Here is a 19,319-nt window from a genome sequence, read left to right as displayed (position 1 = left end):
CTCCGCCATGCGCAAGTCATCGACCCGCCGTACCTGTGCGGCCCTTGCCGCCGTCACCTCCCTGGCGCTGGCCGCCACCGCCTGCGGCGGCACCACCAAGGACGACGTCAAGAACGACAGCGGGGCCGCCGCCCCGGCCGGCAAGGCCGACCCCAACGCCGCCACCAAGAAGGGCCTGACGGTCGGCTTCCTGCCCAAGCAGGTCAACAACCCCTACTTCACCTCCGCCGACAAGGGCGGCGAGAAGGCGCTGGAGGAGCTGGGCTCCAGCTACAAGGAGGTCGGCCCGAGCAGCGCCACCGACACCTCCGGCCAGGTGTCCTACGTCAACACCCTCACCCAGCAGCAGGTCGACGCGATGGCCGTGTCCGCCCAGGACCCGGGCGCCCTGTGCACGGCGCTCAAGCAGGCCATGAAGAACAGGATCAAGGTGGTCACCTACGACTCCGACACCAAGGCCGACTGCCGCAACGCCTTCGTCTCCCAGGCCAGTGCCGAGGACCTCGGCCGCACCGAGGTGCAGCTGCTCGCCGAACAGATCGGCTACCAGGGCGAGATCGCGATCCTGTCCGCCGCGCAGACCGCGACGAACCAGAACCTCTGGATCGACTTCATGAAGGACGAGCTGAAGGACCCCAAGTACAAGAACATCAAGCTGGTGAAGGTCGCGTACGGCAACGACGACGCCCAGCAGTCCTTCCAGCAGACCCAGGGCCTGCTCCAGGAGCACCCGAAGCTGGCCGGCATCATCTCCCCGACCACCGTCGGCATCAAGGCCGCCGCCCAGTACCTGTCCGGCTCCAAGTACAAGGGCAAGGTCAAGCTGACCGGCCTCGGCACCCCCAACGACATGCGCAAGTACGTCAAGAACGGCACGGTCGAGGCCTTCGAGCTGTGGGACCCGGCGAAGCTCGGCGAGCTGGCCGCGCGTACGGCCGTGGCGCTGTCCTCGGGTCAGATCACCGGCAAGGAGGGCGAGACCTTCAAGGCCGGTGACATGGGCTCGTACACCATCGGCAAGGACGGCGTGATCAGCCTCGGCAAGCCGACCGTCTTCGACAAGAAGAACATCGACCAGTTCAACTTCTAGCCGGCGGAGGGTTCTTGATGCAGCGGGTGTGCTTTCTGCTGAAGGTCCGTGCGGACCGCCTCGACGAGTACCGCGAGCGGCACGCCATCGTCTGGCCCGAGATGCGCGAGGCGCTCTCGGCCACCGGCTGGCACAACTACTCGCTGTTCCTGCGGGAGGACGGCCTTCTCGTCGGCTACCTGGAGACCGAGGACTTCGCCGCCGCACGGGCCGCCATGGAGGCCACCGACGTCAACGCCCGCTGGCAGGCGGAGATGGCGCCGTTCTTCGAGTCGCCGGACGGCGCCCGTCCCGACGAGGCCATGAAGCCCCTCGCCGAGGTGTTCTACCTCGCCTGACCCGCCGGGCGGCCGCTCACCACGAGCGGCCGCCCGGCGTATCCGCTCGCACCCGCCCGCCTGCCCACCCGCCCCGACACAGGAGCCCCGGACATGAGAAGCCGCACCCTGCCGACGGCGGCCCTCGGCACGGGACGGGCGGCGGGCCCCCCTCGGCGGGGTCCTCGTCCGGCTCGCCTCATGACCACGGATTTCTCCGGGCTCGCGGGTAATGTGAGCCCCTGCCCGCCGCTTCTCGTCGCTCTGGAGGTCCCTGCCTGATGGCCCAGTCGGTGGGTATCAAGGACGTCGCCCGCGCCGCCGGAGTCTCCGTGGGCACGGTCTCGAACGTCATCAACCGCCCGGACACGGTCGCCTCCGAGACCCGGGCCCGCGTCCAGTCCGCGATAGAGCGGCTGGGCTATGTCCGCAGCGAGTCCGCCCGCCAGCTCCGGGCCGGGCGCAGCCGGATCATGGGCCTGCTCGTCCTCGACATGGGCAACCCGTTCTTCGTGGACGTGGCTCGCGGCGCCGAGCGCGCCGCCCGGGAGGCCGGACTCGGTGTCATGGTCTGCAACAGCGCGCAGAGCGCGGGCGAGGAGGCGGACTACCTGTCGCTCTTCGCCGAGCAGCGGGTCCGCGGGGTACTGCTGACACCCGCCGACGCCACCGGCCGCAACATCGCGGCCTTCCGCCGTCACGGCATCCCGTTCGTGCTCGTCGACCGGGTGGCCGAGGGCACCACGGAGTGCTCGGTGTCGGTCGACGACGTGGCGGGCGGCGCCCTGGCCGTACGGCACCTCGTCGACGCCGGTCACCGCTCCATCGCGTACGTGAGCGGACCACCGGGCCTCAACCAGGTCAGGGACCGCCGTACCGGCGCCCTCAACGCGCTCGCCGAAGCCGGTCTGGGCCCCGAGCTGCTGCGCGAGCTGCCCACCGAGCGCCTCGACGTGGCGGCCGGCCGGGACGCGGGCGCCCGCCTCCTCGGCCTCGCCGAGCGCCCGACCGCCGTCTTCTGCGCCAACGACCTGCTCGCCCTCGGCGTCCTGCAGGCCATGTTCGCGGCCGGTGTCGGCGTCCCCGACGACCTCGCGATCGTCGGCTACGACGACATCGAGTTCGCGGCCGCCGCCGCCGTCCCCCTCACCTCCGTACGGCAGCCCGCCGTCACGATGGGCGCCCTGGCGGCGGAACTGCTGCTGGAGGAGACCGAGGCGGAGACCGCTCCCGTCCCGCACGAGCACCGCCGGGTCGTCCTCCAGCCGGAACTGGTCGTACGGCGCTCCAGCCTCGCCGCGCGCTGATCGTCCGTCCGGTTCCGGCCGAACCCGGCACTGAGCGGCCGGTCAGTAACGGTTTCTTGATCCCCGGTCTCGGCCGCGCGCGGAACATGTGCTCAACTGGGACGCGGCCTGGAATCCGTACGTCTCGGGAGCCCTGTTGACCACCAGTTATCGTCAGCCCGGTGTCGTCCTCACCGACCGGCACTTCACCGTGCCGCTCGACCACGACCGTCCGACCGGGGAGAGCATCGAGCTCTTCGCCCGCGAGGTCGTCGCGAGCGACCGGGCGGAGCAGCGGCTTCCCTGGCTCGTCTACCTCCAGGGCGGTCCCGGCTTCGGCGCCAACCGCTTCGTCGGCAGGCAGGCATGGCTGGGCCGCGCCCTGCAGGAGTACCGGGTGCTCCTGCTCGACCAGCGCGGCACCGGTCACTCCACACCCGCCAACCGGCAGACGCTCCCGCTGCGCGGCGGTCCCCGGGAGCAGGCCGACTACCTCACGCACTTCCGCGCGGACTCCATCGTCCGCGACTGCGAGGCCATCCGGCCCGCCCTCACCGGCGGCGAACCCTGGACCGTGCTCGGCCAGAGCTTCGGCGGGTTCTGCACGGTGAACTACCTGTCCACCGCGCCCGAGGGGCTGCGCGCCGCCCTCGTCACCGGCGGCCTGCCCTCCCTCGACGCCCACGCGGACGACGTGTACCGGGCCGCCTACCCGCGCATCGAGCGCAAGGTCGCCGCCCACTACGCGCGCTATCCCCAGGACGTGGAGCGGGCCCGCCGGATCGCCGAGTACCTGATCCGCCACGAGCCGGTCCTGCCGGGCGGCTACCGGCTCACCGTCGAGGCCTTCCAGTCGCTCGGCATCCTGCTCGGCGGCGGCGAGGGCAGCCACCGGCTGCACTACCTCCTGGAGCACGCCTTCGTCCGCACCGCTCAGGGCCCGGCCCTGTCCGACGCGTTCCAGGAGGAGGTCCAAGGCCTCCTGTCGTATGCGGGCCACCCCCTGTACGCGCTGGTCCACGAGGCGGTCTACGCCCAGGACGGCCGTCCCACCGCCTGGTCCGCGGAGCGGGTGCGGGCCGAGTTCCCCCGGTTCGACGCGGCGAAGGCGCTCACGGAGGACGCGCCCCTGCTGTTCACCGGCGAGTCCGTGCACCCCTGGATGTTCGACACCGACCCCGCGCTGCGCCCGCTGCGCGAGACCGCCGAGGAACTGGCCGCCCGCCGGGACTGGAAGCCCCTCTACGACCCGGCCCGCCTCGCCGCGAACGAGGTGCCCGTCGCCGCGGCCGTCTACCACGACGACATGTACGTCGACACCGGCCACTCCCTGCGCACGGCGCGAGCCGTCCGGGGACTGCGTACCTGGGTCACGGACGAGTTCGAGCACGACGGGGTGCGCGCGGGCGGGCCCCGGGTGCTGGACCGGTTGCTGGCCCTGGCCCGCGACGAGGCCTGAGCCGCGGACAGCGGCCCGGCCTGCCGCCGGGCCGCCCGTCCGGATGCGCGGCCCGGCGTCCGGGACCATCCTGGAGACATGTCCGGACGGGCTCCTGTAGTCGTGCATCCGCCGAACGGCACCGGCGGTCGCCGGGTGACCGCACGCGGTGAGATCCTCGGCCTCGCCTTCTCCGACGAGGACGTCGTCGAGTTCCTCGGACGCGCCGGTCTGCCCGACGCCGAGGATCTGCTCGACGATCCCGCGTGGGTGAAATGGCGCGGCGCCGACGCACACCACTACGCAGCGGCATGACGGCGGCCACCTCCCGGCCGGCGGGTCTTCAGAAGGCCGGCCGGACCCCTTAGCCTGCCCTGACGGATCGTCAGGAACCGGTGGAGGGGGAGCGGATGATCGACACCACGCGCACGGACGTCCCACCGGGCGAGGAGCGGCTGCGGCTGGATGTCGAGGACGGGATCGGACTGCTCACGCTCTGCCGCCCGGACAGGCTGAACGCCTGGAGCTGGGAGGCCACCCGCCAGCTCGGCCTGTGCGCCGACCGGATCCGCTTCGACGACTCCGTCCGGGCCGTCCTGGTGCGGGCCGAGGGGCGTGCCTTCTGCGCGGGCATCGACGTGACGGCGCCCGGTGGAGCGATCACCGGCGCCTCCGGTGCGCAGCGCACGCGCAACTACTACGAGGGCATCCGCTGGGCCCACGGGTGCTTCGACGCCTTCGCCCGGTTGCCGCAGCCCGTCGTCGCCGCCGTCCAGGGCTACTGCCTGGGCTTCGGCTTCGAGCTGGCCCTGATGGCGGACGTCCGGGTCGCGGCGTCCGACGCCGTGTTCGCGCTCCCTGAGACGCAGCTCGGGGTCGCGGTCGACGCGGGCGGTGATCTGCGGGTCGCCCGGGAGGCGGGCGCGGGGTGGGCCAAGTTCCTCGCCCTGACCGGACGGCGGATCGACGCGGTCACGGCCGAGCGGCTGCACCTCGTGCAGCGCGTGGTCGGCGTGGCCGAACTCGACGGGGCCGCCCGCGAGGTCGCGGCCGAGATCGCGGCCAACGCGCCGCTCGCCGTCCAGGCCGTGAAGCGCGACATCGACGCGTACGCCGACGCCGGACTCGCCGCGGCCCTCGACCGGACGGCCATGTCGGCCGCGCTCACGCTGACCTCCGACGACGTCCGCGAGGGCTACACCGCGAGGCAGGCCCGGTGCCCACCCCGCTTCGAGGGCCGCTGACCCGCACCTCCCGGCAGGGACAAGGGGCGACGCACCGCGCCGGGCGGGGACGGCGGCGCCGGCCGTCACCCGGTGAAGGGGCCCAGGCCCAGCTGGTCCCGCAGCGGCACGACCGGTGCGCCGACCAGGCCCCGGCGCTGCCAGTTCGCGCCGTCCACGACCAGGGTGTGGCCGGTGATGAACCGTGCGTAGGGCGACGCCAGGAACGTCGCGGCCCACCCGAGTTCGCGTGGTGCCCCGACGCGCAGGGCGGGCTGCCGGGCGTCCAGGCCGTCGGCCCGGCCGAGGGCGCCGCGCACGTCGGCGGTCATGTCCTCGTGCGGCATCAGCCCGGGCACGAGCCCGTTGACCTGGATGCCGTACGGACCCCATTCCACCGCAAGCGTCTCCACCAGGTTCCGTACGCCCGCCTTGGCGGCCGCGCTGTGCGCGAACCCGGGCCCGCCCGTCCAGGCGTACGACGCTCCGACGTCGATGATCGAGCCGGGTGTGCCCGCGGCCAGGTGCCGCCGCGCGAACTCGCGCGACATCAGGAACGTGCCGGTGAGCGTGATGTCGACGACCGACCGCCAGGCGTTGGGCGACATGTCCTCGGCCGGGACCGGGAAGTTGGCCGCCGCGTTGTTCACCAGGACGTCGGGCGGTCCGCAGGCGTCCAGGACCTCGGAGATGCCCGCCGGGTCCCGCACGTCGCACTCGGCCGTCGTCACCCGTCCGCCGAGCGCGGCCAGCTCCTCCCGGGCGGCCCGCAGATGACCGGCGCCGCGGCTGACGATCACCAGATCCGCGCCGAGCCGGGCGAACTCGGCCGCGATCGCCCGCCCGAGCCCCGTCCCGCCCCCGGTGACCAGGACGAGCGAGCCGTCGTACGTACCCGGTGGCAGCGCGTGGGCGCCGGACGGGGGCGGGGCCGGGAGCCCGGGCAGACGGGAGGCGGGGTCGTCCTCGGAAGTGGACACGACCGCCTGCATACCCCCTGCGTCCACAGACCTCCAGAGCCGCGCGCCAACCGCCGCCCGCGCTCGGGTTGCGGACACCGGCTGCGGTGACGCCGGCCGGGTGGGAGCGCGGCGGCCAACGCCGGGCGGGCCGCGCGGACACCGGCGACGGCGGTGCGGGTCGGTGCGGTCGGGGGATTGGCGGGAGCGTGGCGCCCAGCCCCGGCGGCCCGTGTGGACACCGGTGACGGCGTTGCGCGCGGTGGGACGGCCGCAGCGCGTTGGCGGCCGACGTCCGGCGCACGCTGCCGGGCATCCCGCCACGAGCCCCGGTCGAGGTGCGGGCCGGTGCGGGCCGGGGGCCGGGTGGGAGTGCGGCGGCCACGTCCGGGCGGGCCGCGCGGACACTGGCGACGGCGGTGCGGGTCGGTGCGGTCGGGGGATTGGCGGGAGCGTGGCGCCCAGCCCCGGCGGCCCGTGTGGACACCGGCGACGGCGTTGCGCGCGGTGGGACGGCGGCAGCGCGTTGGCGGCCGACGTCCGGCGCATGCTGCCGGGCATCCCGCCACGAGCCCCGGTCGAGGTGCGGGCCCGCAGGTCAGTAGGGTTGCGGGCATGCGCGAAGAGAGCGGGACGAACGAGGACGTGCGCCGGGAACTGCGGGCGGACTGCGCCCGGTGCTTCGGTCTGTGCTGTGTCGCGCTGCCCTTCTCCCGCTCGGCGGACTTCGCGATCGACAAGAAGGCCGGGACCCCCTGCCCGAACCTGGAGACCGACTTCCGGTGCGGCATCCACACCCGCCTGCGGCCGGCGGGATTCACGGGCTGCACGGTCTACGACTGCTTCGGCGCCGGCCAGCAGGTCTCGCAGGTCACCTTCGGCGGCCGGGACTGGCGCTCGGGACCGCCCGAGCGTGCCCGGCGGATGTTCGACGTGTTCCCGGTGGTACGCCAGCTCCACGAACTGCTCTGGTATCTGAACGAGGCGCTCTCGCTGCCGGCCGCCCGTCCGGTCCACGCCGACCTGCGCCGCCTGCTCGACGAGACCGAGCGGCTCACGGGGCTCGGCCCCGAGGAGCTCGGCCGGCTGGACGTGGGCGTGCACCGGCAGCAGGTCAACGAGCTGCTGCTGCGGACGAGCGACCTCGTGCGCGCGGGTGCGCGGGGCAGGCGGAAGGACCGGCGCGGCGCCGACCTGATGGGCGCCCGCCTCAGGGGCGCCGACCTGGCGGGGGCCTCGCTGCGCGGCGCCTACCTGATCGCCGCCGATCTCACCGGTGCCGACCTGCGGGGAGCGGACCTGATCGGCGCCGACCTGCGGGACGCCGACCTCACCGACGCCGATCTGACCGGCGCCTTCTTCCTCACCCAGCCCCAGCTGAACGCGGCCAGGGGCAGCGCCGGCACCAGGCTGCCGGCGTCAGTCACCCGCCCCGGCCACTGGGCGGCGGTCCGCTGACGGCGCCGGCGCTACGGGCGTCCGGCGGCCCAGGCGCAGCCGCAGCCCGTCCGGCATCAGCGTGAGCCGCTCGGCCACCCGCAGCCGGTACCCCGGTGCGGGCAGCAGCTCGTAGCGGCGCAGCAGCAGCCCCAGCACCAGCGTCGCCTCGTGCAGGGCGAACTGGCGGCCGATGCAGGCCCGTGCCCCGGTGCCGAACGGCTTGAAGGTGTGCGCGGGCCGGGCGCGTACGGCCTTGGCGTCGAAGCGGTCCGGGTCGAACCGTTCGGCGTTTTCACCCCACACCTCGGGGTCGCGGTGCATCATCGCCGTCAGGACCAGGGCCCACGCGCCCTTTCGCATCGGGTGGACACCGCCGAGCACGGTGTCCTCGCGGGCCTCGCGTGCGAAGGCGGGCGCCGTCGGCCACAGCCGCAACGCCTCGTCGAGGACCCGGCGCACGTACCGCAGCCTGGCCACCTGGTCGTAGGCGGGCCGGGCGGTGTCGCCCCACACGCGGTCCACCTCCGCCCGGGCGCGGGCGGCGACGTCCGGGTGGAGGGAGAGGTAGTGCAGGGCGAAGGAGAGCGCGCCCGAGGTGGTCTCGTGACCCGCGATCAGGAAGGTGATCACCTGCCGGCGGACATTCTCCGGCGCCAGCCGCTCGCCGGTAACCGGGTGGGACGTCTCCAGCATCCGGTCCAGCAGGTCGCCGTCGCCGCTCGTGGTGCGGCGGGCCGCCACGACCGCGTCGACCGTGCGGTTCAGGTAGGCCATGTCGGCCTCGTTGCGGCGGCTCGCGCGCCGCAGCAGGACGGGCGCCAGGGGCGCGGGGACGACGTTGCGGCGCTGCGCATGGCTCAGCGTGCCCACCATTGCGTCCACGAAGGGGTGGGGGCGGGAGCGATCGAAGGAACCGAAGTCGTGACCGAAGCCGGTGCGGGAGATCGTCTCCAGCGTCAGCTTGGTCATGTCGCCGGGGACGTCCACGGCGTGCCCGGCTTCCCGGGCCCGGTCCCAGCGGTCCACCAGCCGCTCCGTCACGGCCAGCATCATCGGGTGGTAACCCTCCATGGCCTCCCGGCTGAAGCCCGGCGCCAGTACGTCGTGCGCGAGCTGCCAGTTGGGTTCGTGGTTGTACGCCGTGAACAGCCCGTCGCCCGCCACCGGGCGGAGGTTGGCGACGCCGAGGCCCACGTGCTTGGCGAACCGCGACTCGTCGGCCAGTTCGGCGGCCGGCCGGGCACCTCCGACGAAGACGATCTCGTTGCCGAAGGCCTTGCGCCGGAAGACGGGCCCGAGCCGGCGCCCGAAGCGCAGCGAGTCCTGCACGGGCGTACGGACGTTGGCGCCGATCACGTCGCCGATCAGCGGGATCCGGAGCGGCGGGCGCGGTATCCGGTGCAGCTCCGGCCAGCCCAGCTCGGCGCTGCGGAACCCCTTGGGCAGCGCCGCCCCCGTCGTCTGCGCCATCGCGCCATCTCCCTTGTGCCTGCGGTGGGTTGAGCCCGCCCGCGCCCTGTTGTACGTGGGTTCAATAGCGCATCCCAGTGTGGTCCCGTTGTTGAACCGGCGTCAAGTAAAGTGCGGGCATGGCCGGGAAGCAGGGGGAGCGGACGGAGCGCACGCGTCGACGGCTCAGCACCGAGGAGCGCCGGGAGCAGCTGCTGTCGGTCGGGGCGCGCCTGTTCTCGGAGAGCCCCTACGACGACGTCTGGATCGAGCAGGTCGCCGAGATCGCCGGCGTCTCGCGCGGGCTGCTCTACCACTACTTCCCGACGAAGCGGGACTTCTTCGCGGCCGTCGTCGAGCGGGAGAGCGGGCGCATGCTGCGGATGACCGCCGCGGTGCCCGGCGTTCCGGTGCGCGAGCAACTCGCGGCCGGCCTCGACACGTTCCTCGGCTACGTCGAGGAACACGCGCACGGCTTCCGTGCCTTTCATCGAGCCGACGCCGCGGGCGACCAGGCCGTGCGGAAGGTCTACCAGCGGGCGCTCGCCGCCCAGGAGCAGCAGATTCTCGAAGCGCTCGCGGCGGACCCGGAACTGGGCTGGGATCCGGAGGGCCGTCCTGAGCTGCGGATCGCCGTGCGCGGGTGGCTGGCCTTCACCACCGCCGTCTGCCTGGAGTGGCTCCGGGAGGCGCAGGTGTCGCGGGAGCAGGTCCGGGAGCTGTGCGCCCGGGCGCTGCTGGGCGCGATCGCCGCCTGAACGCCCCCCCCGGGAGGGGTCGCCCGATCGGCACCGTGGGGCGCCGTCCGGGGAGGTCGCCACGCGAAGAAGGCACGCACAAGGAGGTCGCGGCCCGCGGCCTGGTTGGCGCGCACTCCGATCTCCGATAAGTTAGGCAAGGCTTACCTAAGGAGGTTTGGGATGCGTGATCGTCACACCTGGGCGGCAGCGCCCGCCGCGGCCCAACGTGCCCGCTCGGTGCTCGCCGCGGCCTGGTCCTGCGCGGTGACCGCGGAGGGCGGCAGGGAGGAGTTCGTCGGCGCGCACACCGTGACCGCCGACGGCCGGGTGCTGCTGCACGTGCCGGAGGACAGCACGCTCGTCGCGGCCGCGATCTGTGCCCCGCGCGGGGAGCCGTCCGCCGTGCTGGAGTTCGCCGACGTCGCGCCCGTCCCGGTCCGGAACCGGATCCGGGCCCGGCTGTGGCTCGCCGGCTGGTTCACCCACGAGGACGGGCACCTGGTCTTCCAGCCCTCACGTGCCGTACTCCGGGAGGCGACCGGAGCCGTCGTCGTCGATCTCGACGACCTGGCCGCCGCCGCGCCCGATCCGCTCGCGACGGCCGAGGCGCAGCTGCTGACCCACCTCGCGGACGCCCACCCCGACGCGGTCGAGCGGCTGACCCGGCTGGTCGGGCCCGACAGTCTGCACGGCGCCGTCCGCGTGCAGCCGCTCGCCGTCGACCGGCACGGACTCACCCTGCGCATCGAGCGGGCACGCGGCAACGGCGACGTGCGGCTGCCCTTCCACGCACCCGCCGACACCGTCGCCCAGCTCACGGAACGCATGCACGTCCTGCTCACGCAGGCGAGCGCCGCGGCCTGCCCCCGCGCGCTACAACGGCAGCGCACAGACGGCGACCGGTGAGGCGAAGGGCTTGCCCGCGAGCCGGAGCGCGCCGCTGCCCCGGTCGACGTGGAAGACGCTGACCGTGCCCGACTTCTGGTTCGCGGCGAACAGCAGCCGCTCGTCCGGGGAGAACGCGATCTGGCGCGGGAAGTCGCCGCCCACCGGCACGGTGTCCAGCAGCCGGAGCCGGGCCCCGGCAGCCTCCACCGCGTAGCGGGTCAGACTGTTGTGCCCCCGGTTGGCGAGGAAGGCGTACGCCCCGTCCGACGTGACCAGGAACTGCGCCGGATAGCTCGTCCCCGGTCCGGTGCCGGTCGGTTGCGGGTCGCCCGGCGTCAGACGGCCGCTCGCCCGGTCGTAGCCGCAGACCACCACGGTGTTGTCGACCTCGTTCGCCAGATAGGCGAAGCGGCCGTTCGGGTGGAAGGTCAGATGGCGCGGTCCGGCCCCGGGCCGGGTGTGCGCCTGGGAGACCTCGCTCAGGGTCCCCGCGGACTCGTCCAGGCGGTACGAGTACACGGTGTCGGTGCCCAGGTCGACGGCCAGGACGTGGCCGCCGTCGGGGCTCGTGACGCACTGGTGCGCATGCGGGCCCTGCTGTCCGGGACCGGGGGAGGGGCGCGTGTGTGTGACGAGGTCGGTGCGCTCTCCCAGCGCCCCCGAGGCGCCGATCGGATGGACGGCGACGCTCCCCGAACCGTAGTTGGCGCTGAGCAGCCAGCGGCCGCTCGGGTGCACGGACAGGTGGCAGGGCGCGGCGCCGCCGGTGCCGCGCGTGCCCAGAACCGCGTTCTTCGCGAGCCGCACCGCCGTCACCGCGCCGTCCGGGCGCTCGTCGACGGCGTAGAGCGTGCGGCCGTCGGGGTGCACGGCGAGGTACGACGGATCGGCGACGCCGGTGAGCGTCCCGGCCCCCGTGATCCGTCCCGCCGCCGTGTCGTACCGCGCGAGGCCGATACCGCGGCCGCCCCCCTCCGCGGAGGTGTACGTGCCGACGTAGAGCGGGCGGAGGCCCGAGGCCCCGGGGGAGGGCGCGGCGGAGTCCGGTGCCGTCGCGGTCGGCGTGGGCGGGGAGGAGGGCGCCGACGGGGCCGCCGCACGCTCCGGCGCGGTGCTTCTCGGAGCGACCGGTGCCGGAACCGCCGTCACGGCGGCGGCCGCGGTGCACACCCCCACGAACCGGCGCCTGCTCCACCTCCCGTCGCCCGGACTCCGCTCCGGTTGTCCACCACTGCTCATGCCTGCACCTCGGGTGTCGGTCGCCTCGGCTGTGGCAGCCACCTTGGCGCGACTCACCCGCAACACGCAAGAAAGACAACGGCCGTTGCGGACACCGCAACGGCCGCTCTCCTCACCAGTCGCCGTCCCCCACCGGCCTGCCCGGCGCGTCCCCCAGGGGTTTCACCTGATGCGGCGCCGGCTGCTGCCAGGGATCGAGGTCGGCGCCGAGCCACTCGCCGACCGGCTGCACCGCACCGAGGGTGTCCGTCGGGGCGACATCCGTGCCGTCCTGGTCGTAGTAGTCGAACCAGGGGAGCCCCGCGCGGGTGTACGCGGCCCGGTCGACCGGGGACGGCGGCGGCGCCTCACCGGTGATGCGGCGCCACTCCGGAGGCGTCACCAGGTGCACGAACACCCGGCCGCCCGGCTCCTCGGCCCAGCTGCCGCGCGGCCGGTCGTCCCGGTAGACCTCCTGGCGCATCGAACCGCCGACACCGAGTCCCATGGCGGCGGCGCGCTGCGGCGGCGCTCCCGTCGGCGCTCCGCCGGGAGCCGGCGGGGCGCCCGCGGCCATCGGGGCCGCCGGCATCGCCCCGTAGGCCGGCAGGGGCGGCATCGCCCTGGCCCGCTCCGCCCGCAGCCGCTGTTCCTCGCGCCACTCGGCCAGCCGCTGCGCGTTCAGCGGGAACGACTGCAGCTGCACGCCGCCCCACACCTCCTCGCCGGTCACCTGGCCCTCGACGGTGGCGCCGAGACCGAGCGGCACCGCCACGAACTGGCGGACCGTCCCCTTGCCCGAGTGGATGCCGTCGAGCCACGGCTGGCGGGGCAGCACCACGTAGTTCTGCGGGTCCCGGTGCAGCCGGTCGCTCCAGGGGCGGCCGGAGATCGCGCACACCTTGCCCACGCCGACCTGCAGGGCGGCGGGCTCCTGCGACCCTCCGAAGGCGAGCCACATGGCCTCGCGCAGGTACACCGGCAGCATCACACCGCCGCGGGCCCGCCATGCCTCCGGCACGGAGGCCGCGTAGTCCTCGACGCGACGGACCGGGAACTCCCCGAGGCCGGGCGGGAGTCCGTGCATGCCCGTCTCCGGCAGACGCAGCGTCCGCATGAACCGGACCCGTACCCCTCCTGGAAGCAGCAGTGCATTGCCGTCGATCCGCACGGTGCCGTCGGGCATCCGGACGCTCCCCTCGTCGGTTCGGCCCCGCCGTCGCAGCGGCGCCTCGTCAGGTAGAACGCTTCGAGGGGGAGCGGCGGTTCCGCCACGGCAGCCCGAGGCGCCCGCGGTTGCGGCGCATCCGGCGCAGGCGTTGCTGCAGGCGGGCAAGGCGCGGCCAGCGCTCGCGCTGCTCGCGCGCGCAGCGGTCCAGCTCCTCCAGCAGGCGCCGGGACCGGTGCTCCATGTCGAGCTCGTCGAGGATGCGGTTGACCTCGGTCAGTACGGCGCCGTGCAGTTGCCACAGGCGGGCGTCGCGCTGGATGCCCTCGAGGAACAGCTGCGCCAGCTTGTCGCGGGTGGCCGCCGCCGTGGTGAGCTCCGCGCCGAGGCGTGCCTCCGCGGACTCGGCGCTGCGGCTCACGTCGGTGGTCACCAGGACGGCGAAGCTGACGACGGCGTCGCCCACCTTCGCCAGGAGCTCCTCCAGGGCCGCCCCCACCTGGGAGTCGAACACCGGCTCGGGCTCGTGTTCCTTGGCGAGGTCGGTGAAACTGCGCGCGAGCACCCGCAGGACGACGGTGCAGATCTCCAGCGTGTCGAGGCCGGTGCGCAGCACGACCCGGTGCAACAGGCCCTCCCGGACGCGCGGATTGAGCTTGAGGCTGTCCTCCGCCTGGCGCAGCGCCCCGTCGACCTCGGCGATGTCGTGGTCGAGCCGGCGTGCCTCGTGCAGTCGCGCCGCCGCTTGTGCAAAGGGAGTGCGCCCCGCGGCCTCCTCGCCGAGACGGAGCATCAGCTGCCGCATCCGGCGCGCGAGGTCCTCGATGGACTCCCCGGCCGCGTCCACCCAGACCGGGGGAGCGAACAGCAGATTGCAGGCGAGTCCGACCACCGCGCCGATCACCGTCTCCAGCACCCGGGCCCAGGCGTAGTCGCCCACCTTCGTCACGCCGAGCACCAGCATGGCGCTGATCGCCACCTCGGGCACGAACTCGCTGACCCGTACGAGGTGTCCGACGGCGAGCGAGGCGATGATCAGCAGCGCCAGGCTCCACCAGGTCAGACCCACCAGCACGCTGAAGCCGATGGCGACGAGAACGCCGGCGACCACCGAGTTCACCCGGCGCATGCTGGTGGTGATCGTGCCGTAGAGGGTCACCTGCACGACCAGCAGAGCGGTCAGCGGAGCGGTGAGCGGGGCGGCCTCGGGACTGAGCCGGACGGCGACGACGTACGCGATCGTCGCGGCCAGAGTCGATCTCAGTGCCTGCACGACCGCGGGTTCCCGGCGCCGCTTCATGAACCGCGCGACGGACGTCCTCCACTCCCCACGTGCCTCTTGCATCCTTGCGCTGTTCCCCTTTCACAGGTGCAACGAACGTTTCGACCGGTTCTTATTGAGGACCGTAACTGTCCGCAAGTGTGCCTACGTTGTTCTCGACGGGCCAGGCGGACGAAAGGGGACCGGAATGGTCGGCACAGAGGGCGTCGAGCTGCTGTCGCGGGCGCACGCCTACCTGCGTGAGGTGGTCGCGGCCGTACCGGAGCGGGCCTGGGGAGCCCGGACGCCCTGCAGTGAGTGGACCGTACGTCAGGTAGTCAATCACGCGCGTCTCGATCAGCAGGCGTACGGCGCTGCGGTCACCGGGCACGGGTCGCCGCGGACGGACCCCTTCCGGCCCGCCGACGCGCTGGACGGCGACGCAGGGGACGAGCTGGACAAGGTGCTGAGCGGGGTGCGGGACGTGTACCGGCGGCTGCCCGCGGACGCGGCGCGGGTGCCGACCCCGCTCGGACCGCTTCCCTTCCCGTTCGCCGCGGCGGCGGCCGCCATGGATGCCGCCGTCCACGCCTGGGACATCGCCGTGGCCACGGGGCAGGAGGCGCCGCTGGCCGAGGACGTCGCGGAGGGGCTGGAGCCGGTGGCGCACCGGCTCGTCGGCCATCTCCGCGACGCCTACGGGGTGTTCGCCCCGGCGCGCGAGGTCCCGGCGAGCGAGGGGCGGGCCGCGGCGCTGCTGGGGTTCCTGGGCCGGGACCCGCACTGGACGCCTGCCGCGTCCTGACCCGCCGGCGGCCGTCCGGACACGGGTGCGCGCCGCCGACGGGGCCGGGCGGGGCGCACCCTCAGGCGGACAGCTTCGCCAGGAACGCGGTGAGATTGCCCACGGTCCGGGCGATCTGCTCCTCCAGCGTGAGCGTCTCCTCGAAGCGGCCCCCGGGTTCCGGTGCCTTCTTGCCCCGGACGTAGAGCGAACAGGCGAGGTCGGTGCACATGTAGACCCCGACCGAGTTGCCCTCGCGTCCGGCCGCGCCCGCCTTGCGGGCGGTCATCAGGGAGACGCCGCTGCCCGGGTGCGTCGTCAGGCAGAGCGAGCACATGCTGCGGTGCAGGAGGCCCCGCCGGGAGGTCGGGAAGCGCAGCGTCACCCCCACCGGGCGGCCCTCGTGCTCGGTGACCAGATAGCTGCGGTCGGGCGCCCCGGGATCTCGCCAGCCCAGGAAGTCCAGGTGCTCCCAGGGGCGCTCGTCCAAGTCCCGGGGCACCGCGAGACGCTTCGCCTCGCCCTTCGAGCAGTTGATGAACGAGGTGCGGATGTCCTGCTCGGTGAGCGGTCGCATCGGGGGCTCCTGGGGTGTGCGGTACCGGTACGGTCAGAACCTAGGGACACTAGGCTTAGACCTAAGGTACATAGTGCACGGGGACGGATCCACCGCATTTCGCCGCGGCCCGGCGCCCGGCGCGCAACCGCCCGACGACGTGATGCGCCGCCGCCCCCGGGGGAACCCACCGGGGGCGGCGACCGTCTGCGGACACGACCTAGGCGGCGTTCCGCCGCCGGGCGCCGTGGGAGCGGATGATGTCCGCGTACCGGTGCCCGCTGCCCTTCACCGTCCGCTTCTGGGTCTTGTAGTCGACGTGCACGAGGCCGAAGCGCTTGTCGTAGCCGTACGCCCACTCGAAGTTGTCGAGCAGGGACCAGGCGAAGTAGCCGGCCAGCGGCGCCCCCTGGCGGGCCGCCGAGGCGCAGGCCGCGAGGTGCTGCTCCAGGTACTCCGTGCGCTCGGGGTCGTCGACGGTCCCGTCCGGGCGTACGACGTCCGGGTAGGCGGATCCGTTCTCCGTCACGTACAGCTTGCGGGCCCCGTACTCGTGGGTGAGGCGGAGCAGCAGGCCCTCGATGCCGGCCGCGTCGATCTCCCAGTCCATGGCGGTGCGGCGGACACCGAGCCGCTGTACCGTGCGGACGCGCGGGGCGGGCCCGGCGGGGTCGTCGGCGACGGCGGACGGGAAGTAGTAGTTCAGGCCCAGCCAGTCCAGCGGCTGCGCGATGGTCTCCAGGTCGCCCTGCTGCTCGGGCAGGTCCACCCCGTACACCTCGCGCATGTCCGCGGGGAAGCCGCGGCCGTGGACGGGGTCCAGCCACCAGCGGTTGGTGTGCCCGTCCAGCCGGTGGGCGGCGGCGACGTCCTCGGGGCGGTCGGTGGCGGGCACGACGCTGGAGAGGTTGTTGACGATGCCGACGCGGGCGCCCGGGGCCGCCGCGCGGATCGCCTGCGTGGCGAGACCGTGGCCGAGGAGAAGGTGGTAGGAGGCGCGGACCGCGGCGGGGAGGTCCGTCCAGCCCGGCGCCATCCGGCCCTCCAGGTGGCCGATCCACGCCGAGCACAGCGGCTCGTTGAGCGTGGTCCAGTGCTGGACGCGGTCCCCGAGGCGCTCCGCGACCGCCGAGGCGTACGACGCGAGGTGGTACGCGGTGTCCCGCTCCGGCCAGCCGCCCCGGTCCTGGAGCACCTGCGGCAGGTCCCAGTGGTAGAGGGTGACGGACGGCGTGATGCCCGCCTCCAGCAGGGCGTCGATCAGCGCGTCGTAGAAGTCCAGGCCCTTGGCGTTGACCGGTCCGTCGCCGCCCGGCATCACGCGCGGCCAGGCGACCGACAGCCGGTAGGCGTTGGCGCCCAGTTGCCGCATGAGCCCGATGTCCTCGCGCCAGCGGTGGTAGTGGTCGCAGGCGACGTCCCCGTCGTCCCCGTTGTCGATCTTGCCCGGGGTGTGCGAGAAGGTGTCCCAGATGGAGGGGGAGCGGCCGTCCTCGGCGACGGCGCCCTCGATCTGGTAGGCCGACGTGGCCGTGCCCCACAGGAAGTCATCGGGGAGGGCGGCGAGGTCGATGGTCACGGAGGTCCTTTCGGGAGGGGGAGTGCCGGTCATTTGACGGCTCCCGCGGTGAGCCCGGCGACGAGGTAGCGCTGCAGGAGCAGGAACCCGGCGACCACGGGGACGCTGACGACGAGCGAGGCGGCCATGACCTGGTTCCAGTACACGTCGTTCTGGGTGGCGTAGCCCTGGAGGCCGACGGCGAGGGTGCGGGTGGCGTCGCTGGTCATGACCGACGCGAAGAGCACCTCGCCCCAGGCGGTCATGAAGGCGTACACGGCGACCGCGACGATCCCGGGGATGGCGGCCGGCACGACCACCCGGAACAGCGCGCCGAGCGGCCCGCAGCCGTCCACCAGCGCCGCCTCGTCCAGATCGCGCGGTACCGAGTCGAAGTACCCGATCAGCATCCAGATCGAGAACGGCAGGGAGAACGTCAGATAGGTGAGGATCAGGCCGCCGCGCGAGCCGAACAGCGCGATGCCCGTGGCGTTCCCGATGTTCACGTACAGCAGGAAGAGCGGCAGCAGGAACAGGATGCCCGGGAACATCTGGGTGGACAGCACGGTGACGGTGAACACGCGCTTGCCGCGGAAGCGGTACCGGCTCACCGCGTAGGCGGCGAAGACCGCGATGGCGACCGAGAGCACGGTCGCCGCGCCCGCCACGATCAGCGAGTTCACGAAGTACTTCGCGAGCGGGACCGTCGACCAGATGTCGATGTACGGGCGGATGGTGAGGCCGCTCGGCAGCCAGCGGAACTTGCCCGACACGTCCTCCAGCGGTTTCAGCGAGCTGGAGAGCATGACGTAGACCGGCAGCAGCACGAAGCCGGTGAGCAGGGTGAGGAAGATCCGGCGCGACCAGAGGAAGGAGCGCGGGGCCGCCATCGGCGACCTGGGTGCGCGGACGCTGTCAGACATCGGCGGTCTTCCTTCCCCGGGAGGTCAGCACCAGGTAGACGGCCGTCACGAGGAGGAGGAAGAGCAGCAGCAGCACGGACATCGCGGATCCGGTGCCGAAGTTCCAGGTGACGAACGACGACTGGTAGATGTGGATCGAGATGAGGTCCGCGGATTCGGGCGCCGCCTTGCCGAACAGCACGTAGGGCGTGTTGAAGTCGTTGAACGTCCACAGGAACAGCACCAGGACGAGTACCTGGTTGACCGGCCGCAGCGAGGGCAGGGTGATCCGGCGGATCTGCTGCCGGATCCCGGCGCCGTCGATGGCCGCGGCCTCGTAGAGCTCCTTGGGGATGTTCTGCAGGCCGGCCATCACGATGAGGAAGGCGAACGGCCAGCCCTTCCAGACCGAGACGGTGAGCAGCGCGTAGAAGCTGTTGTCGCCGATCAGCCAGAAGGAGGGTTTGTCGGTGAGTCCGAGCTGGTCGTGCAGGACGTGGTTCACCAGGCCGTTGTCGTGCTGGAACATGAACGCCCAGGTGATGGTGGCCGCGTACACGGGCAGGGCGTACGGGATGAGGAAGACCGCCCGCAGCAGCCCGCGTCCGCGGAAGGTCTCCTGGAGGTACACCGCGGCCGTCGTGCCGATCAGCCAGCACAGGCCGACCGAGAGCACCGTGAAGGCGCACGTCACCCAGAACGAGTGGAGCAGCGACTGCCCGAGGGGCGCGTCGAAGTCCACGGCCAGGCGGTAGTTGTCCACGCCCGCCCAGGGCGCGGTGCCCCAGTCGCGGATGTAGAACTGGGTGAGCTCCTTGAAGCTCATGAGGATGCCGATCACCATCGGCACCAGGTGGACGAGGAGTTCGAGCAGGAGAGCGGGGAGAAGCAGCAGGTACGGGAGACCGATACGGCGGAGCCGCCCGGTGCGGCGCGGGCCGCGCGCCGCACCGGGGGATTCCTTGCGTACCGCCCGCTCCCCGGCTTCGGGGGCAGCGGTCACGGTCATGGAGCACTCGCTTCTGCAGTCACGGTCACGGAG

At 73.0% G+C, this 19,319-nt stretch carries 19 protein-coding genes; 10 read left to right on the top strand and 9 right to left on the bottom strand.

The genetic code is table 11. The annotated features are described in order from the left end of the window. The first annotated feature begins 7 nt into the window (after positions 1-7). The 6 genes from rhaS (at position 8) to ACZ4NT_RS20785 (ending at position 5,375) form a co-directional block, all read left to right on the top strand. Positions 8-1,090 (top strand): rhamnose ABC transporter substrate-binding protein, encoded by a 1,083-nt coding sequence (gene rhaS / locus ACZ4NT_RS20810; RefSeq protein ID WP_467726802.1) that lies wholly within the window; start codon positions 8-10, stop codon positions 1,088-1,090. 17 nt (positions 1,091-1,107) lie between these two features. After that, positions 1,108-1,428, top strand: coding sequence for an L-rhamnose mutarotase (locus ACZ4NT_RS20805; RefSeq protein ID WP_467726846.1), 321 nt, complete (start codon positions 1,108-1,110; stop codon positions 1,426-1,428). Positions 1,429-1,688: 260 nt separating this feature from the next. Further along, positions 1,689-2,714, top strand: coding sequence for a LacI family DNA-binding transcriptional regulator (locus ACZ4NT_RS20800; RefSeq protein WP_121407444.1), 1,026 nt, complete (start codon positions 1,689-1,691; stop codon positions 2,712-2,714). Positions 2,715-2,850: 136 nt separating this feature from the next. After that, positions 2,851-4,152 carry an alpha/beta fold hydrolase gene (locus tag ACZ4NT_RS20795; RefSeq protein ID WP_121407604.1) on the top strand — a complete coding sequence of 434 codons (1,302 nt, stop codon included), beginning with the start codon at positions 2,851-2,853 and terminating at the stop codon, positions 4,150-4,152. Positions 4,153-4,230: 78 nt separating this feature from the next. Beyond that, positions 4,231-4,446: a hypothetical protein gene (locus ACZ4NT_RS20790; protein WP_121407445.1), complete on the top strand. Its 216-nt coding sequence runs from the start codon at positions 4,231-4,233 to the stop codon at positions 4,444-4,446. A 95-nt stretch (positions 4,447-4,541) separates the two neighbouring features. Further along, positions 4,542-5,375, top strand: a complete 834-nt coding sequence (locus ACZ4NT_RS20785; protein ID WP_467726799.1) for an enoyl-CoA hydratase/isomerase family protein — start codon at positions 4,542-4,544, stop codon at positions 5,373-5,375. A gap of 65 nt (positions 5,376-5,440) precedes the next feature. Here ACZ4NT_RS20785 and ACZ4NT_RS20780 read toward each other — a convergent pair whose 3' ends face one another. Next, positions 5,441-6,334 (bottom strand): SDR family oxidoreductase, encoded by an 894-nt coding sequence (locus ACZ4NT_RS20780; RefSeq protein ID WP_467726797.1) that lies wholly within the window; start codon positions 6,332-6,334, stop codon positions 5,441-5,443. A gap of 594 nt (positions 6,335-6,928) precedes the next feature. On the opposite strand from ACZ4NT_RS20780, the gene ACZ4NT_RS20775 reads away from it, so the two are divergent. Continuing rightward, on the top strand, positions 6,929-7,771 hold the full coding sequence (locus ACZ4NT_RS20775) for a pentapeptide repeat-containing protein (protein WP_467726795.1): 843 nt from the start codon (positions 6,929-6,931) through the stop codon (positions 7,769-7,771). Here ACZ4NT_RS20775 and ACZ4NT_RS20770 read toward each other — a convergent pair. After that, positions 7,733-9,223, bottom strand: coding sequence for a cytochrome P450 (locus ACZ4NT_RS20770; protein ID WP_467726793.1), 1,491 nt, complete (start codon positions 9,221-9,223; stop codon positions 7,733-7,735). The genes ACZ4NT_RS20775 and ACZ4NT_RS20770 overlap by 39 nt on opposite strands. A gap of 119 nt (positions 9,224-9,342) precedes the next feature. On the opposite strand from ACZ4NT_RS20770, the gene ACZ4NT_RS20765 reads away from it, so the two are divergent. After that, positions 9,343-9,960, top strand: coding sequence for a TetR/AcrR family transcriptional regulator (locus tag ACZ4NT_RS20765; protein WP_121407448.1), 618 nt, complete (start codon positions 9,343-9,345; stop codon positions 9,958-9,960). A gap of 162 nt (positions 9,961-10,122) precedes the next feature. Then, entirely contained in the window at positions 10,123-10,848 is a 726-nt protein-coding gene (locus ACZ4NT_RS20760) for a DUF2470 domain-containing protein (RefSeq protein WP_467726791.1), read from the top strand. Here the strand turns inward: ACZ4NT_RS20760 and ACZ4NT_RS20755 are convergent. From ACZ4NT_RS20755 to ACZ4NT_RS20745, 3 genes are all read right to left on the bottom strand, one after another. Continuing rightward, positions 10,816-12,069 carry a lactonase family protein gene (locus ACZ4NT_RS20755; RefSeq protein WP_121407450.1) on the bottom strand — a complete coding sequence of 418 codons (1,254 nt, stop codon included), beginning with the start codon at positions 12,067-12,069 and terminating at the stop codon, positions 10,816-10,818. The genes ACZ4NT_RS20760 and ACZ4NT_RS20755 overlap by 33 nt on opposite strands. A gap of 112 nt (positions 12,070-12,181) precedes the next feature. Further along, the gene (locus ACZ4NT_RS20750; protein ID WP_467726789.1) at positions 12,182-13,234 is read right to left on the bottom strand and encodes a hypothetical protein; all 1,053 of its coding nucleotides are present in this window, start codon (positions 13,232-13,234) and stop codon (positions 12,182-12,184) included. Between the two features lie 49 nt (positions 13,235-13,283). Beyond that, the gene (locus tag ACZ4NT_RS20745; protein ID WP_121407452.1) at positions 13,284-14,561 is read right to left on the bottom strand and encodes an aromatic acid exporter family protein; all 1,278 of its coding nucleotides are present in this window, start codon (positions 14,559-14,561) and stop codon (positions 13,284-13,286) included. A gap of 124 nt (positions 14,562-14,685) precedes the next feature. Here ACZ4NT_RS20745 and ACZ4NT_RS20740 point away from each other — a divergent pair, with 124 nt between their 5' ends. Then, complete coding sequence (locus ACZ4NT_RS20740) at positions 14,686-15,282, top strand: TIGR03086 family metal-binding protein (protein ID WP_121407453.1); 597 nt, start codon at positions 14,686-14,688, stop codon at positions 15,280-15,282. A 61-nt stretch (positions 15,283-15,343) separates the two neighbouring features. Here the strand turns inward: ACZ4NT_RS20740 and ACZ4NT_RS20735 are convergent, their stop codons facing one another. The 4 genes from ACZ4NT_RS20735 to ACZ4NT_RS20720 form a co-directional block, all read right to left on the bottom strand. Then, positions 15,344-15,838 (bottom strand): FBP domain-containing protein, encoded by a 495-nt coding sequence (locus tag ACZ4NT_RS20735; RefSeq protein ID WP_121407454.1) that lies wholly within the window; start codon positions 15,836-15,838, stop codon positions 15,344-15,346. Positions 15,839-16,037: 199 nt separating this feature from the next. After that, the gene (locus ACZ4NT_RS20730; RefSeq protein WP_467726787.1) at positions 16,038-17,429 is read right to left on the bottom strand and encodes a GH1 family beta-glucosidase; all 1,392 of its coding nucleotides are present in this window, start codon (positions 17,427-17,429) and stop codon (positions 16,038-16,040) included. Further along, on the bottom strand, positions 17,426-18,298 hold the full coding sequence (locus ACZ4NT_RS20725; protein ID WP_183117104.1) for a carbohydrate ABC transporter permease: 873 nt from the start codon (positions 18,296-18,298) through the stop codon (positions 17,426-17,428). The genes ACZ4NT_RS20730 and ACZ4NT_RS20725 overlap by 4 nt, the downstream gene beginning before the upstream one ends. Further along, entirely contained in the window at positions 18,291-19,286 is a 996-nt protein-coding gene (locus ACZ4NT_RS20720; RefSeq protein ID WP_121407457.1) for a carbohydrate ABC transporter permease, read from the bottom strand. The genes ACZ4NT_RS20725 and ACZ4NT_RS20720 overlap by 8 nt, the downstream gene beginning before the upstream one ends. Positions 19,287-19,319 lie beyond the last annotated feature (33 nt).

The sequence above is a fragment of the Streptomyces sp. NPDC026417 genome, assembly GCF_055567695.1.
This window is presented reverse-complemented; position numbering and strand designations above follow the sequence as displayed.